This window comes from Pseudoalteromonas sp. AS84 (assembly GCF_038900255.1).
In the GTDB taxonomy this organism is placed as follows: Bacteria; Pseudomonadota; Gammaproteobacteria; order Enterobacterales; family Alteromonadaceae; genus Pseudoalteromonas.
In genome coordinates this window covers 16128-32203 of the sequence record NZ_JBBMQY010000002.1, presented here as the reverse complement: position 1 = coordinate 32203, position 16076 = coordinate 16128, and the positions used below count along the sequence as shown (strand labels likewise).

Sequence of the window (16076 nt, the reverse complement as noted above, 5' to 3'; positions counted from 1 at the left end):
CTAGTGATGAGGCATACTATCAATAAGTTTGGCTTTCACCATTTTAGCTTTTGTCTCAAGACGTGAGCTAAAAAATACTCCAGATAATGCCGCAACCATTCCAGCCATTGTTGGGATTGTTGCCATTGAAATACCTGATGCCATTAAACGTGCATTACCTGTGCCCTGGTTGGCCATGGTTTCAAAAACCGAGATCATACCAGTAACAGTACCAAGTAAGCCTATTAAAGGACAAACAGCTACTAATGTCTTAATCAACAACATACGCTGATCTAATTTTTCAGACGCTTCAGAAATCCATGCTTCACGGATTCTGTGTGCGTACCAAGACGTAGTGTCTTGGCGGGCATCCCACTTTGCTACAATTTCTTTCGCTGTGCGAGGAAATTCTGCAAGTAGGAACCAATAGCGCTCAATCATTAAAACCCACATCAGAAAGAGTGCTATCGCGACCACGTATAAAACCTGGCCGCCTGTGCCAACAAAATCCCTGATAGATTCCCATATCTCCATCAGGACTAGCATTAGGCTTTCTCCTTCTCCGCGTGAGTAGCAACGATACCCGCGCTTTGCTCATCAAGGATGTGTAATACCGACTTACTACGACCAGCTACAAGAGCATGAAGTAGAATTAGTGGTAATGCAGCAATTAGACCTAGCGCTGTAGTTACAAGTGCTAGAGAGATGTTACCTGCCATGATCTTCGGATCACCCGTACCGAACAATGTGATTGTTTGGAACGTTAGGATCATACCGATTACTGTACCTAGTAGACCAAGTAATGGTGCGATTGCAGCAAGAATCTTAATTATATTGATACCAGCTTCGATGCGTGGCGTTTCACGAAGAATCGCTTCATCAAGTTTAAGCTCAAGGTTTTCAACATCTTGGTTCTTGTTGTCATGGTAAACTTTAAGAATACGGCCCAGTGGGTTATTTGTATTCGGTGTAGCAACATTTTTAAGCTGGCTCTTAATCTTACTAGTAGTAAGTGTAAGGTCAACAAAACGAATTAGAGTAATTAGCATACCTAAAGCTAGTAAAGCTGTAATGATATAACCAACTACGCCACCTTGATGGAAGTATTCCATAAGTGTCGCTTTTTGAGTGTTGATACGTAAGATAGCACCACGAGTCGGATCGATATAAACACCAGCGTAGTTATCTGATGATGTATTTTCAAGCTCAGCGATACCGTCTAAAATATAACCATCTGGTTGTTTACCTAGAGGCTGAATAGACTTAGTTTCTGGTGAGTAGATTAAGTAACCATCATCTGTAACTAAGTTAAAGTTACCGATACGTGTTACTTTCTTCATTGACGGGTTACCATCAAGACCAGCAACTTCAGTTTCAAAAGTCGAAACTTTAGCTGATTCAGTCATTTCTGTTTGAAGTGAAATCCAAAGTTCTTCAAGTTCACGAACAGTTGGAAGTTCTTTAGCAGCAGCTAATGAACGTAAGATTTCTGCACGGCCAGGTTTCTCAGCACTAACTAGTGATGCTTCGATAGAACCAATAGCGTCTTGAGCTGCACGACGTACAACACCAAACATCTCACCCAAAGTACCTTGAGCACTTTGTAGAGCTGCTTCTTTTTCAGCTAATGTATTTTCATTTTGTGCATATTGCTTAGCTAAGCTTTCACCACGAGACTTCTCAGAAGCAAGTTCGCTTTTAGCTTTGTTAAGTAAAGATTGCTTGTCAGCACGTTCTGATAAGAACTCTTGCTCACGTTGCTTATTAATTTTACCTTCAGAGATACGCTCTTGCTTTACTTGCTCAAGAATTTTATCTAGAGCTCCAGTATTTGCATGTGCATTAAGCGCGGTACCTGCAGAAACAGTTAGTACTGCTGCAACAGCAAAACCTTTAAATAGTTTCTTCATTATTGATTACTCCGCGCCAAAGATAGGTAGTTTAACAAGTTCTAATGTCGCTTGCTTACGCGCCATACGAATAACTTCTTTAACAGGTTTTAGGTATTCTTCACCTAATTCTTTCCACTGTTTAGTATTGTTATCCCACACCCAAGCATGTTTCAAGTCAAAAGACTGAGCAACGTAAGTGATACGACCTAACTGACCGATATCAACGTTAATGCTCTTGCCATCAACTTCTAGAGTACCTTGTGAAGCAGATACAAGTGAGCTGTACGCTGTTTCAATAGTGTACGATTCAAGTACTTGACGGAATTTTTCAGACGTCGTTACAGACGCAGAAACCATGATTTCACGTAGTCTTTCAACACGTGCTAAACGCGTTTCTAGATTAAATGGAACGTCCGCTTTGATGAATTGCTCAAGCGTATCGATCATGCGATACATCAAAGGCACAACGTTTTGTTTCGTGTTATCAATCGTAGCGATTTGACGATCAAACGATTCAATAGACGCGTTTTGGCTATCAACCAAGCGCGACACGTGATCGTTATACACTTTCATTAGTTCAGTCTCATCAACAACGCTACGGTACTCAGCGATTAGCTCCTGAGTTTGACCATATACATTGTCAATTTTAGTTTGAGACTTAACCGCAGCCTTTTGAATTTGTTGACCTGCTTTTTGCACGTCATTCAAAGGATCTGCAATCACATTGCTGCTTGCAAATGCAAAAGCGCCAACCAACGCAGTTGCTACAAGACTCTTTCTGATTTTAACAGACATAGTTCCCAACCAATTAAGTAATGTTACTTTTATAATTTAATTATCCTCCGAAGAGAACAACCCTGATATCTTTTAATAGATATCAACCTTCCAATAATGCTAAATGCAATTAGCGCTGTCAACTTGATGTTTACTAATCTCTGCAAATAAATAGCTAAGTTAATGCTTAAACAAAAGTACTAGCACGCAAATGTTAACATTATTGCAACTAACCTTTTTCTTAATATTTCGATTAAAGCCTTTTAAGGGGTGTATTTATTCGCATTGTACTGACATAAAACAACATTATTGCAACATTTAGCTAAAGCTGAATTCGCACTGAAAAAAAACAAAAAAAAATATAGATAGATATCGTAAAAGTTATTTTTTAAACGATTTCAGTACATTTTATCTCCCCAACAACACTTCATCTGAAAAAACAAACCATTTATCGCACAAAAAAACAACACCGCGTAACCGCTAATATTAAAAGCACCTACTTCACGTTCGTACTTTTTAAAATTCCTATTAAAATGTATTTCCCGTAAATAGTAATAATAACCTTAACGACAGGTTTATTTAGTAAATCAATAACTGTTGATAATTAGACGAACCCCACTCGTCGTTCCAAAAATATTTCATATTATTTAAAGCTTAAAGTTAGCCAATATCTAAGCTAATCACGAGGAATACCAATTTTCTTAATTACGCTATCTATTTTGGGGTAATAAAACCTTATTGATAACAATTAGCTCTCTTGTCTATTTAGGCTGCTGCACCACCTCCTACATCCATGCAGTCGTATATCAGAATTTTTTATCTGGTTAATGCCAAGCTTAATTCGTCAAATTAATTAAGAATTATCTCGGGGTTGTATTGGTATCAGTTTAAGATTATTTTGCATAATTATAGGAAATGCTTTAACAGCGCTAGAAAGTGATTTAACTTGTTGGGTTATTCGAATAGCTAAAGTTTTTTGATGTATATTGAAATAAAGATGAACTAGATATTTTAAATGCAGGAATTTGTAAAGTGTAAAATAAAGTAGATTAAGGAGGGGGGAATTATGGTGAAACAGAGAACTGCTTCACCAAGATGAACTAGAGTTCACATAATAAATTATGCTGCTTCTACGTTCTCAGCTTCAGGGCCTTTTTGACCTTGTTTGATGCTGAATGTCACTGCTTGACCTTCGCTAAGAGTGCGAAAACCAGAACCAGTGATTGCGCTGAAATGTACAAACACGTCAGGACCATTTTCTTGTTCAATGAAACCAAAGCCTTTAGCTTCGTTGAAAAACTTTACTTTACCAGTAACCGACATACTAAATTTTCCTGTAAGTCAATAATTAAAATTCAGCCATATTATTATGGCAATATCCTCCCTGAGTCAATGCTCAAAAATATGGAGGTACAGTACAGGAACAAGTAATAACCTAACCGGTAACCTTAAACGCAGCACAATATCCGTAAATTCAATACATAAAAACTCAAAGCAAGGTAAGATTAACACATTATATTTTTTTTCGCTCTATTAATTGGGAATTATTTATTAAAAATATAAATTTGTTTTGAATCGCCTTTAACTGACTAATTTACAAGCAAAAACTATAAAGTATTATTGTAATATATATTGCTATAAGCCCGTATAAAAACTCCCTACAACCGCCATACAGTCAAATAACGCCTCAATAATATCAAAAACACAAACAAAAAAGCCGCCTAAAAAATTAGGCGGCTTTTGGTTTAAATATATAATATTAGCTATTCAACAGACCAATCAATAGTATCCTCAGCTTTTATAGGCACAACTTCAGAGTCGCCTAAAGTGAAGCTTGCTGGTACTTGCCATGGTTTTCTTTGCAATGTAATTGTATCGGTATTACGTGGTAAATCATAAAAGTCAGGGCCAAAGTGGCTTGCAAACCCTTCAAGCTTATCCAGAGCTCCCGCATCTTCAAATGCTTCCGCGTACAACTCAATAGCGGCATGAGCCGTATATGCTCCAGCACAACCACACGCAGCTTCTTTTTTATCTTTATAATGTGGTGCAGAATCAGTTCCTAAGAAGAATTTTTTATTTCCACTTATAGCTGCGGCCATTAATGCTTGCTGGTGAATATTACGCTTGAGAATTGGCAAACAATAATAATGTGGGCGAATTCCACCGGCTAACATATGATTACGATTATAAAGTAAGTGATGAGCTGTAATTGTTGCTGCTACATTGCTAGGTGCATTAACGACAAACTCTACTGCATCTTTAGTTGTAATATGCTCTAGCACAATTTTAAGTTCTGGAAAGTCACTCACAACATCCCCTAAAATCGTATCCAAGAATACTTTTTCACGGTCAAAAATATCAATTGATGAATCGGTAACTTCTCCGTGTACTAACAGCAACATACCTACTTCTTGCATTGCTTTTAAAACCGGATAAATATTTTTTACTGATGTAACACCCGAGTCAGAATTAGTTGTAGCGCCAGCAGGATAGAGCTTTGCAGCTACTATTTTTCCCGTTGCTTTGGCTTTTTTTATTTCTTCTGGTGTCGTTTTATCAGTAAGGTAGAGCACCATTAAAGGCTCAAAGACACCTTTTGGACCTGCTGCCATAATGCGCTCTCGATAAGAAAGAGCGGTATCAGTACACGTTGCCGGCGGAACAAGGTTTGGCATAATAATAGCGCGGCCCATGTATCTGCTAATGTCTCGTACAGTATCTTTTAACTGGTCGCCATCACGTAAATGTACATGCCAGTCATCTGGGCGAGTGATAGTAAGGGTTGTTACAGAATTTGTATTGTTACTTGTCATTACTTTGTTCCACGGCTGAATTTATCCGATCATAGGCATATGAGGTTTTCGAGTAAAGATTTTATTAAAAATAATGCATATGTCGATTACATTACTGAGCTGTTAGTTAAAGCTTAGTACTCTAATTCAATTGGCATTAGCCTTTGTTATTATTTACAATTAATTAAAGTCATTCGTTGTAAAAGTTTACAGCTAATTAAAACCACTCATCGCTTTATTTTGTACAAAATCCGAGATTAGGCTAACTTAGCCCTGTATTTAAAAATAAAAAGAATAATATAAATTGCCTATGTCTTACAAAAATGATGCTACAAAAGCACTTGAGATAAAAACTGATCAACTGAGTATTATTAATCAATTTTCATCCAGCTTATTGCAACTCGATACACTAGACGAGCTATTTGAGTATGTTACAACGCACGTTGTTAACCGTTTAGGGTTTGTTGATTGTGTGATTTACCTTGCCGACAACAATGCTTACACATTAAATCAAGTTGCATCTATGGGTATTGCTCACGCCCGTGACAAATATCAAGCCGAACGTAAAGTAATACGCTTTAGTGAAGGTATTACTGGGGCTGTTGCAACTACTGGCAAAGCCGTAATTATCGATGATGTAACAAAAGACCATCGTTACATTGCTGATGAGCGCCCTGCCCAATCAGAACTATGCGTGCCTCTTATATATAAAGAACAAGTTTTAGGTGTTATTGATTGTGAGCACCCTATTAAAGCCTACTTTACCAACGCACACCTCGAAATACTTACAACAGTTGCCCACTTACTCAGTGCTAAAATCAATCAGGTAAATACGGTAAATAACTTACAAAAAACCGTTGAGCAGCTCAACAACGCACAAAAATTAGAAAATAGCTTATTGCAAATAGCTAACCTGACCTACAAAGCTAACGACTTAGATACCTTCTTTGAAGCCCTGCATTCAATTATCAACAACCTACTTCGTGCTGATAATTTTTTTATCGCTTTATATGATAAAAAAGTAGATATACTTGACCTTGTTTACATAGTCGAAGAAGGCATTAATACCAAAACACATCAAAAAATATCTAAAGAGCAGCTAAAAGACACTGCTTCATATTATCTACTGCAAACAGAACAAACCTTATTACTCAACAAAGACGCCTTTCAAAGTCATATTAATAACGGTGACTTTAAAATGGTGGGAAGACAATCTGAGTCATGGTTAGGTGTTCCATTTAAAACAAGTGATCGAATAAGCGGTGTTATTGTTGTACAAAGCTATGATAAAACGCTGCACTATAACGAGCACGACAGTGCTCTTCTCACCTATGTCAGTCGCCAAATCAGTATGGCGTTAGATAGGCAACTAGCCCGACAAGAGCTCGAACACAAAGCATTACATGACGAACTTACTGGCCTTGCTAACCGCTCATTACTCATTGAGCGAATAAAACATGCTATTTTACGTTTAACGCGCGCTAAAAAGAGTACTAGCCATGCCCTGTTGTATCTAGATTTTGACCGTTTTAAAAGTATTAATGATTCATTGGGGCATGAAGTCGGAGACCATTTTCTTATAAAAATATGCGACTTAATTAAAAGTACAGTAAGAGGCACTGATACGTTCGCTCGTTTAGGTGGTGATGAATTTGCTATTTTCATGGAAAATATTACACATAAAAACCAAGTTAATGAAGCTTTAAACAGAATTAAAAGCGCATTATCAAAACCTATAAATGTAGATAGCCACTTACTTCAGGCCTCTACTAGTATTGGTATTGCCTATACCGACAACATAAACGATAAAGCTTATATATTATTGCAACAAGCTGATGCTGCTATGTATGAAGCAAAATCCACTGGGCGTGGACAAGTTAAGTTTTTTAATAACACGATGCGTAAAAAACTTAAAACCCATGCGGATATCGAAAATGACTTGCAACACGGTATAGAACACAATGAATTTGAACTCTATTTTCAGCCAATTTTTACAATTACCACAAGTGAGGTTATTGGTTTTGAAGCACTTGTGCGCTGGCATCACCCTAAAAAAGGATTTGTACCCCCTAATGACTTTATACCGATAGCTGAAACTACAGGGCAAATTATAAATCTTGATTTACATTTACTTGATTTAGCCGCTCAGCAGATTTCCAATTGGCACCAGCAAGGTCATCGCTTTTTGAAAGTAACGGTTAATGTGTCGTCACGACATTTTGCAAGCCTCGATTTTGTAGCGCAAATACATTCTATTTATAATAAGTACCAATTACCTCTGGGTTCTTTATGTTTAGAAATTACCGAATCAGGCTTAATAGAAAATCTAGAACTCGCCACTCAAATAATAGAAGGTCTTTCACCTTTAAAAGTAAAATTGTGCCTTGACGATTTTGGAACGGGTTATTCAGCACTTGGCTACTTGCACCAACTACCTATTCATATTTTAAAAATAGATAAAAGTTTTATTGACCACCTACAAGATTCCACCAACCCACTTGTTGAAGCAATTTTATCACTTGCTCAATCATTAAAGCTTGGAGTTGTTGCTGAGGGAATAGAAACATCTGAACAATTAGCTATTTTACAATCGACCGCATGCGATTACGGCCAAGGCTTTTTAAAGTCGAAACCAGTTACTGCCAAAGAAGCCATATTACTAATTAATAAACCCTTATAAAAAGAGCCAGCGAGTTAGTCGCTGGCTTAGGTATTACGTATATACTCATCCATTGAGCTAAACTAAAGCAAAACAGCAAAAAGACTCTATTTTTTAAATCATAATCTAAAGTAAACATTCAACAAACCCCGCCTCATACAGTTATCAACATGGTCAAAATTTACGCTCATGTAAAGCACACTGTAATCGATATACTTAAAATACAACATGAGGCAAACTCATCTAAAACTCATCAAACCAGTTTTTAAATGACTTTTATCGTTACTAACTCTAATATTTTCGCGATTCATAGCAATAAACTGTAATAAATCACAATAAATCGCAAACTTTTAGCCATCTAGACGTTGAAACGTTTTTTGTATAGGCGTAGTATGTGGTTAATCTGAGCTGAACTCACTTTCCCCATGAGAATTTTTAAAGATGATTGGTATTAAACATTTAAAAACCATAGCAACCCTTAAAGAAACAGGATCTTTGGTTAATACGGCACGAGAGTTATTTTTGACACAGTCTGCTTTATCTCATCAAATCAAAGATTTAGAGAACAAATTAGATTGCCAATTATTTGAGCGTAAAACTCAACCAGTCCGTTTTACTCCTCAGGGAATGCTATTACTTGAGTTAGCTCACGAAATATTGCCAAAAATGGAAGCGACTAAATGCCGTTTGAAAGAAAGCTTAAATCAGCCTATTTCTCAACTGCGTTTAAGTGTGGAATGCCATGCATGCTTTCATTGGTTATTACCTACTATTAAAGAATTTAATAACTTTTGGCCTGATATAAAAATTGATTACGAGCGTGGCTTTAGTTACGACGCGATTCCTGACTTACTAAGCGATGAGCTCGATTTAGTTTTAACATCTGACATACGTGAACCCGACACATTAGAATACGCGCACTTATTTGATTTTAAATTAAAGCTTATTGTGGCACCGGATCATGAACTTGCTAAAAAAGCGTATGTAACAGCGCTTGATTTAAAAAACGAAACTATTATTTCATACCCAATCCCACGTGAACGCCAAGATATATTTAAGCATTTCATTCAAAATGCACGTTTTGACGGTACGTTAAAAACGGTTGATCAAGGGTTACTTATTTTTCAACTAGTAAGTGCCGGCATGGGCGTTGCCGCTTTACCTGATTGGCTAGTTACACCTTATGAAAGCCAAGGCTTGATAAAGTCAATTCCTTTGGGTGCTCTTGGCCTTACTCGTCCTATGTATTTAGTAATGAAAAAAGACATGAAAGACAACCCTGTTTATCGTCACTTTTTAAATACGTGTAAGTTAAATAACGGTCGATAATCATCAATATAATGAGTAATATCGCTGTAATTAACTCTACAGCGTTTAACTCTTATGTTTGTTATTAAAAAAATTATTGGTGGTTTACTTATGCCACTGCCTCTATTTGGTTTATTTGCGTGCCTGATGCTCCTACTCGCATTTAAAGGCCGCAAATCAGCTCTCTTCTTATCTGCTTCAAGCTTAATTGTATTACTTGCATTGAGCACACCCTTTATCGCCAATTTAATTATCCACAATAATGAACCTACGTCGCTTGCATTTAATGCTTTAAAGCATCCAAAAATAGACAAAATAGTTGTACTAGGTTGCGATATAAACCCAAATCCTGCACTCAGTGCTAATAATCAATTAGGTAATTGTGCGTTAACGCGCTTATTAGAAGGTGTAAAACTAGCAAAGCACTACCCTAATGCAGAGCTTATAGTTTCAGGCGGGGGTTATAAAAATACCACTAATAGCGGGCTTATGTATCAAACAGCAATTAGTTTAGGAATTAATAAAAGTCGTATACTCCAAAACCCTAAAGCGATGGATACCGCAGCAGAAGCTAAATTATTAGCACCTAAATTAGTTGATTTTAAAGTCGCGCTAGTAACATCTGTGCTGCACATGCCCCGCGCCAAAAACTTATTCAATGCTCAAGGTATTGAAGTAATAACCGCCGCCACTGATTATCATAATTTTGCTGCACTTCCATGGAACAAACAGTTTATTCCCAATGCTCATGCCTTACTTGTGGTTACGCAATACAGTCACGAAGTAGTAGGAAACACTTGGATAAGTCTGCGCCGCTGGGTAGATCCAGAGGCACTGTAGCTCATTTCGTCTAACTAACCTGAACTCTGGATAATAAATCTACCTCAAGTAGAGTTCAGGTTAACTAATAGATAGCCTAGTTAAACTGGGTTATCTATATCTATAAATGTCACATCAAAACCATGCTCTTGAGCAAGTAACTCACCCAGAGCTTTTACACCATAGCGCTCTGTTGCATGATGCCCTGCAGCAAAAAAATCAATGTTTTGCTCACGAGAACTATGAATTGTTTGCTCCGATGCCTCACCCGTTAAATATGCATCAATGCCTTGCTCTGCTGCTAAGTCAATATATCCTTGCCCACCACCAGTACACAGTGCAATGGTTTCTATTTTAGCTGAGCGTACTAAGCTTGTGAGCGGGGTTCGATTAAGCACTTTTGCAATTTTATCTGCAAAATCTTCACCACTTAATGGTGTTTTTAAACGCCCTTTCATTGCTACGCTATTTGAAGTTGGCTCTAGCCCTGTTTCAATTTCAATATCCAATAACTTTGCAAGTTGCGCGTTATTGCCAACTGCTGGATGAATATCGAGTGGTAAGTGATAGCCGAATAAATTAATATCGTTTGCTAGTAGCGCGCCTATGCGACGCTTTTTCATACCCGTTATTGGTTGAGATTCCCCTTTCCAAAAAAAACCATGATGAACCAAAATAGCATCTGCTTGTTGCTCAATAGCAGCATCTATTAATGCTTGACTCGCGGTTACACCCGTCACAATTTTTTTAATTTCATTTTTACCTTCAACTTGTAAACCATTTGGGCAAAAGTCTTTAATTAAATGAGGCTTTAAAATGTCATTTAGGAGTTGGTTAAATTCTCTACGTTGCATATAACTTACCTTACTTTGCACTGAATTTTGTGCAAATATTGGCGCTTATAGGCTTAAAATGGAAGGAAAATCGCAAAAAATTGAAAAACTGTTTTAAAATAGGTATAAATACGTCTTCTTTATCTGTGTTCACAACGTATAGGGTCTCTGATGAGCAAACTAGACAAAACAGAAGTGTTATCTGCCTTTGAATCAGCGTACGAAGCTGCCAATGGTAAAAAACCTGAAATCACAACTAAACCTGGCTGGTACAGCATCGATGGCGGGAAAAACTTACGCCTAGCTGATTTAGTAGAGCTAACTGAAGAATTAAGCTCTGGTAAAACGACACCCAAAGCGCCTGCTAAAAAAACTAAAACCAAAGCGGCTGCGCCTGTAAAAGCACAGAAAAAAGCCCCATTCACTGTTGTTACCGAAAATGAAGAAGGCTACACAGCGGAAGAGCTTTGGATTGTAATTTTAGCTCGTAAAGATCATGATTGTCGCTTACCGCGCGGTGTTGTTTAATCAACATTTATGATTTTTAAAAGAAACCGCGTTAAGCGGTTTTTTTATGCCTACTATTTACCGAGAAAGCCAGTAACCATTTTGCAGCAAAGCCACAAATAACAATAAACATCGTCCCGGCTAATACAGGCATAATCAAAAAGTCCCAACTCTGCCCTGATGCAATAATCAGAATAGGATTAGCACCTGCCGCCGGATGTACTGTTTTAGTGAGCATCATTAGTGTAATTGCAATGCCAACGGCCAATGCAATTGATGCACTGCCATCGCCAACATAAGTTACAAAAACGATACCCACAAATGCAGTTAAAAGATGACCAAAAATCACATTTTTTGGCTGTGCTAATGGGCTATTTGGAATACCAAATACAAGTACTGCTGTTGCACCAAAGGGTGCCATTAACCATATCCCATAATCACCCATGTTGTTCAACCACGCTAGAAATCCAAGCACAAGCGCTGAAAAAACACCGGCAACACAGGCTAATTTGATATCACTTAAATTCATTTTAATCTCTTACATTAAAAGTAGACCGACTTGTCTATACACGTAGGGTAGACAACTCAGTCTACTTGTGTCAACCTTTGTTTTTGAGGAGACTAAATGACTAAACAAGAACATATTGTAAATACTGCACTTACTTTGTTTTACACCAAAGGCTTACATGCTGTTGGCATTAATGAAATTCTAGCAGAATCTAACGTGGCAAAAAAAACACTTTATAATCATTTTGCCAGTAAAGATGAGTTAATTTGCGCGTGCTTAGCCAAAAGAGATACACAGTTTAATAGCTGGTTTGAAGAGATCTGTAATAAACCACTAGCTATTGAAGTCGCTATTTCGTTATTTACTGGGTTAAAACTATGGTTTGCCAACCAAGTACCAAAGCTTGGGCATTTCAATGGCTGTTTTTTTATAAATGCTGCAGCAGAGTATCCTAATGCTCAACACCCTATAGCAAAGCAATGTATGCAACATAAACAAACCATATTAGACATCATTTTAACTGCATTACTTGCTACACCCGAACTCAAAAATAATAAAGTTAAAGCGCTAGAAATTGCACATACCTTACTTACTCTCAAAGAGGGATTAATATGCCAAGCACGTGTAACGCGTAACCAATCTCTCGTTATGCCAAGTATTACTTTGCTAAAACACATAACACAAAGCTAAAAAAAGCGGCTAATAGCCGCTTCCAAAAGATCAAAATAAATTACAGTTTTTCAAAATAAAGTGGTTCGCGCTCTTTTTTACCCACTTCATTCATTGTCTCTGCATTGAATAATCGACCATTGATCATGGTGTAATCTACTTTATCCGAATCTCGAATATTTTTAAGCGGATCGCCATCTATAACCATTAAATCCGCCAGTTTGCCCACTTCAAGCGAGCCTACGTTTTTATCAAGCCCTAAATACTTAGCCGGATCGAGTGTCGATGCACGTATTGCCTCAAGCGGTGTCATTCCGCCTTGTGCAAACATCCACATCTCCCAGTGTGCACCTAAGCCTTCACGCTGACCGTGAGCACCTAAGTTAACTAATACACCTAGGTCTTGCAGCTCAGCAGCAACGCGTGCGTTATTAAAGTGATTATAGTGATGATCGGGCGCTTTAATGCGGCGCATAGAGCGCGGTAATAATTGATTTTTTGGCACAAATTTACTTAAACGTGGATGATTCCATACATCAGTTTTATCGTACCAGTAATTTTCACCCCAAATGCCACCATAAGCCACTACAAGTGTTGGTGTATAACCAACATCACTTTGCGACCATAACTGCTTTATATCGTCGTATATGTGCTCTACAGGGATTGAATGTTCAATACCTGTGTGTCCATCTACAATCATACTTAAGTTATGTTGTAATAATGAGCCGCCTTCAGGGACAACCATCATTTCAAGCATCCGGCCTGCTTCAATAACTTGTTGGCGCTGCTCACGGCGAGGCTGGTTATACGATTTAACACTAAACGCCCCTACTTTTTTAAGGCGCTCTAAATGAAATTTAGCATCGTCTAACGAGTCAATATGCGACGTATAACCTGGCATATTTGCGCCATATAAAATAGTACCCGTTGAGAAAATACGCGGGCCAACAATCATGCCTGCCTTTTGCATTTCGCTTGCGGTAAATATTTCAGAGGTATCGTTTGATGGATCGTGAATTGTAGTTACACCTAGCGCTAAACCTGCAAAGTTTTTCCAGTTTTGCTCAGGTATAATTTCGTTACTTGCTTGCGAGCCATGTGCATGAGCATCAACAATACCAGGCATAATTGTTTTGCCTGTTACATCAATAACCTCAGCACCTTTAGGGATGCTTATATCACTGGCTGTACCAATTGCTTTAATATGCTTGCCATCAGTAATAATGACACCATTTTCAATAACCTTTTCGCCGTCCATAGTAATAATTTTTGCACCAGTAAGCGCAATCATACCTTTAGGCTCAGCCATTTTTTTACTGAAACCAATATTATCGCCACTTTTTACTTTAAGGTCGGCATCTTCGGCTTTGTTAATAGCAAACATCCCATCAAGGCTTGCATGATAAAGTTCAGGCCCTAATGTCCAATAAAGCGTGTTGCTCTTAGCGCTCCAACTAATGTTTTCACCAGCACGTACCGATAACTGCTCTATTGGAAACTGGCTGTCTTTAGGCCCAATATTAATTGTTTTACCACTTTGTACAAACGGCGTTACAAATACTTTAAATCGCTCAGCAAAAGCTAGGTATTTGCCATCTGGCGATACTCTAAATTCTGTAGCATGCTCTGACTCATATAGTTTGCGAACTTTTTTACTTTCAAGTTCAACCACACTTAGCGTTGGTTTTGGCCAAGGACTCATTATAAAAACGCGATCGTTTGCATCTCCAAATTGTGGTTGATAACCACTTTTTGAAATAAGCTCACTTTTACCGCCTTTTGCGCTTACACTATAAACCCCCGGATTAAGTGACCACTTAGGGTTTAAAATACTCCCCCCCGTGGCTTTACGATAAACAACCGTTTTCCCATCTGGACTAAACGTAGGCTCTACATACTTACCTGGCTCTTTAGTAATTGTATCGCCGCGACCACTGCGCGCAGAAACCACTCTTACAGACCCTTGTTTGTTATCATCCCATGTGGTGTAAACTATTTTTTTACCATCGCGGGAATACTGCGGAAATAATTCGTAATGATCAGTTTGTTTTGTTAAACGCTTAATTTTACCTGACTCTAAATCGCGTTTATAAATGTGTCCTAGCGCTTCAAAAATTGCCGTTTCGCCATCTGGGCTTACTTGCACATTACGCAGCATTTTTACGTCAAACTCATCAGTATCTAAGTTTTGTGTAAAGCGCACTGCTTTTTGAATTTTTTTACTTGTTTGCACTTTAAAAGGAATGGTTTTAACGGATTTTTCTGCAACATCTAGCTTGTGAATTGTACCACCAGCCCAAAATACTAACTCTTCGTTATCGGGTGTCCATGCAATAGTTGGGTATACACCATGAATAGCCCATGTTTCTTGCATATCTCGCTCAAGCTTATCGTAAAGTTTAGTGTGCTCACCGCTAGTTAAGTCATATAAATAGAGGCTTGTTTGAAAATCATCACGCTTTATATAAGCAAGCTTTTTACCATCTGGTGAGGGTGTAGGCCTAATTGCGCCGCCCATCGTATCGATTATGGTTTCAATTTCACCTGTTTCACGGTCGTAGCGCTTAATTTTATAAATGCCCGCTACAGAATCCTTTGAATAATGAAAGGTTTTACCCGGTGTTGCATCATGTGAAAAGTATACATAACGACCATCCGGTGAAAACATTGGCTCACCTAAATCTTTTTGATCGTTCTCGCGTTTTGTAAGCTGCACGCCCTTGCCACCCGCTTTATGGTACAACCACACTTCACCCGCACCCAATGAGCGGCTAGCTGTAAAGTGTTTACGTGCAACTAAGTAGTCGCCATCAGGACTCCATGCAGGGCTATTTAGTAATCTAAAGGTTTCGTCAGTAACAGCGTGTTGGTTCTCGCCATTTAAGTCCATTATCCAAATGTTATCGCCACCCCCTTGATCGGAAGTAAACGCAATACTTTTGCCGTTAGGACTAAAGCGTGGTTGCATTTGCCATGCAATATCAGAGGTGAGCTTTGTAGCTGTACCGCCACTCATTGGCATAGTATAAATATCGCCAAGTAAGTCAAACACCACGGTTTTACCATCAGGGCTGATATCTATATTCATCCATGTGCCCTGCTCAACGCTAATTGCAGCGTCAACAAATTGTCCTTTAGGTGAATCTACTTGCCATTTTTGTTCATCTTTTTCAGCGGCATTTACCTGCCCTATCGCTAATGACACCGACAGCGCCAATACTGTATGAAGCATTTTTTTCATGCGTTTCTCGCTTGTTATTGTTGCAGTAAAAACTATTTCACATGATTGCAACAAAAACAAACGCAACTTGCCAGCGTTATATGATAAAGCGC

The 16076-nt window shown here is 38.2% G+C and carries 13 protein-coding genes; 5 read left to right on the top strand and 8 right to left on the bottom strand.

What is annotated here, in order from left to right; translation table 11 throughout:
* From WNY79_RS02535 to pyrC, 5 genes are all read right to left on the bottom strand, one after another.
* Positions 1–525, bottom strand: a complete 525-nt coding sequence (locus WNY79_RS02535; RefSeq protein ID WP_002961709.1) for a MotA/TolQ/ExbB proton channel family protein — start codon at positions 523–525, stop codon at positions 1–3.
* Positions 525–1889, bottom strand: a complete 1365-nt coding sequence (locus WNY79_RS02530; RefSeq protein WP_076924109.1) for a MotA/TolQ/ExbB proton channel family protein — start codon at positions 1887–1889, stop codon at positions 525–527. Before WNY79_RS02530 ends, WNY79_RS02535 begins: the two co-directional genes overlap by 1 nt.
* A 6-nt stretch (positions 1890–1895) precedes the next feature.
* The gene (locus WNY79_RS02525) at positions 1896–2666 is read right to left on the bottom strand and encodes a DUF3450 domain-containing protein (RefSeq protein ID WP_076924108.1); all 771 of its coding nucleotides are present in this window, start codon (positions 2664–2666) and stop codon (positions 1896–1898) included.
* A gap of 1098 nt (positions 2667–3764) precedes the next feature.
* Positions 3765–3968 carry a cold-shock protein gene (locus WNY79_RS02520; RefSeq protein ID WP_002961702.1) on the bottom strand — a complete coding sequence of 68 codons (204 nt, stop codon included), beginning with the start codon at positions 3966–3968 and terminating at the stop codon, positions 3765–3767.
* Positions 3969–4408: 440 nt separating this feature from the next.
* Positions 4409–5461 carry a dihydroorotase gene (gene pyrC, locus WNY79_RS02515; RefSeq protein WP_076924107.1) on the bottom strand — a complete coding sequence of 351 codons (1053 nt, stop codon included), beginning with the start codon at positions 5459–5461 and terminating at the stop codon, positions 4409–4411.
* A gap of 289 nt (positions 5462–5750) precedes the next feature.
* Here pyrC and WNY79_RS02510 point away from each other — a divergent pair, with 289 nt between their 5' ends.
* The 3 genes from WNY79_RS02510 to WNY79_RS02500 all read left to right on the top strand — a co-directional run bounded on the left by WNY79_RS02510 (position 5751) and on the right by WNY79_RS02500 (position 10247).
* A complete protein-coding gene (locus tag WNY79_RS02510) occupies positions 5751–8120 on the top strand; it encodes an EAL domain-containing protein (RefSeq protein WP_197185972.1) in 2370 nt (789 codons plus the stop codon).
* Positions 8121–8540: 420 nt separating this feature from the next.
* Positions 8541–9428, top strand: a complete 888-nt coding sequence (locus WNY79_RS02505) for a LysR family transcriptional regulator (RefSeq protein WP_342875031.1) — start codon at positions 8541–8543, stop codon at positions 9426–9428.
* A 54-nt stretch (positions 9429–9482) separates the two neighbouring features.
* Positions 9483–10247 carry an ElyC/SanA/YdcF family protein gene (locus WNY79_RS02500; RefSeq protein WP_342875030.1) on the top strand — a complete coding sequence of 255 codons (765 nt, stop codon included), beginning with the start codon at positions 9483–9485 and terminating at the stop codon, positions 10245–10247.
* An 80-nt stretch (positions 10248–10327) separates the two neighbouring features.
* Here the strand turns inward: WNY79_RS02500 and WNY79_RS02495 are convergent, their stop codons facing one another.
* Positions 10328–11080 (bottom strand): Nif3-like dinuclear metal center hexameric protein, encoded by a 753-nt coding sequence (locus WNY79_RS02495; protein WP_342875029.1) that lies wholly within the window; start codon positions 11078–11080, stop codon positions 10328–10330.
* 150 nt (positions 11081–11230) lie between these two features.
* On the opposite strand from WNY79_RS02495, the gene WNY79_RS02490 reads away from it, so the two are divergent.
* A complete protein-coding gene (locus WNY79_RS02490; RefSeq protein WP_007375880.1) occupies positions 11231–11587 on the top strand; it encodes a hypothetical protein in 357 nt (118 codons plus the stop codon).
* A gap of 31 nt (positions 11588–11618) precedes the next feature.
* Here the strand turns inward: WNY79_RS02490 and WNY79_RS02485 are convergent, their stop codons facing one another.
* Complete coding sequence (locus WNY79_RS02485) at positions 11619–12095, bottom strand: HPP family protein (RefSeq protein WP_007375881.1); 477 nt, start codon at positions 12093–12095, stop codon at positions 11619–11621.
* A gap of 96 nt (positions 12096–12191) precedes the next feature.
* Here WNY79_RS02485 and WNY79_RS02480 point away from each other — a divergent pair, with 96 nt between their 5' ends.
* Positions 12192–12764, top strand: coding sequence for a TetR/AcrR family transcriptional regulator (locus WNY79_RS02480; protein WP_342875028.1), 573 nt, complete (start codon positions 12192–12194; stop codon positions 12762–12764).
* A 40-nt stretch (positions 12765–12804) separates the two neighbouring features.
* On the opposite strand, the gene WNY79_RS02475 is transcribed toward WNY79_RS02480, so the two are convergent.
* Positions 12805–15984, bottom strand: coding sequence for an amidohydrolase family protein (locus tag WNY79_RS02475; protein WP_342875027.1), 3180 nt, complete (start codon positions 15982–15984; stop codon positions 12805–12807).
* Between the last annotated feature and the right edge of the window lie 92 nt (positions 15985–16076).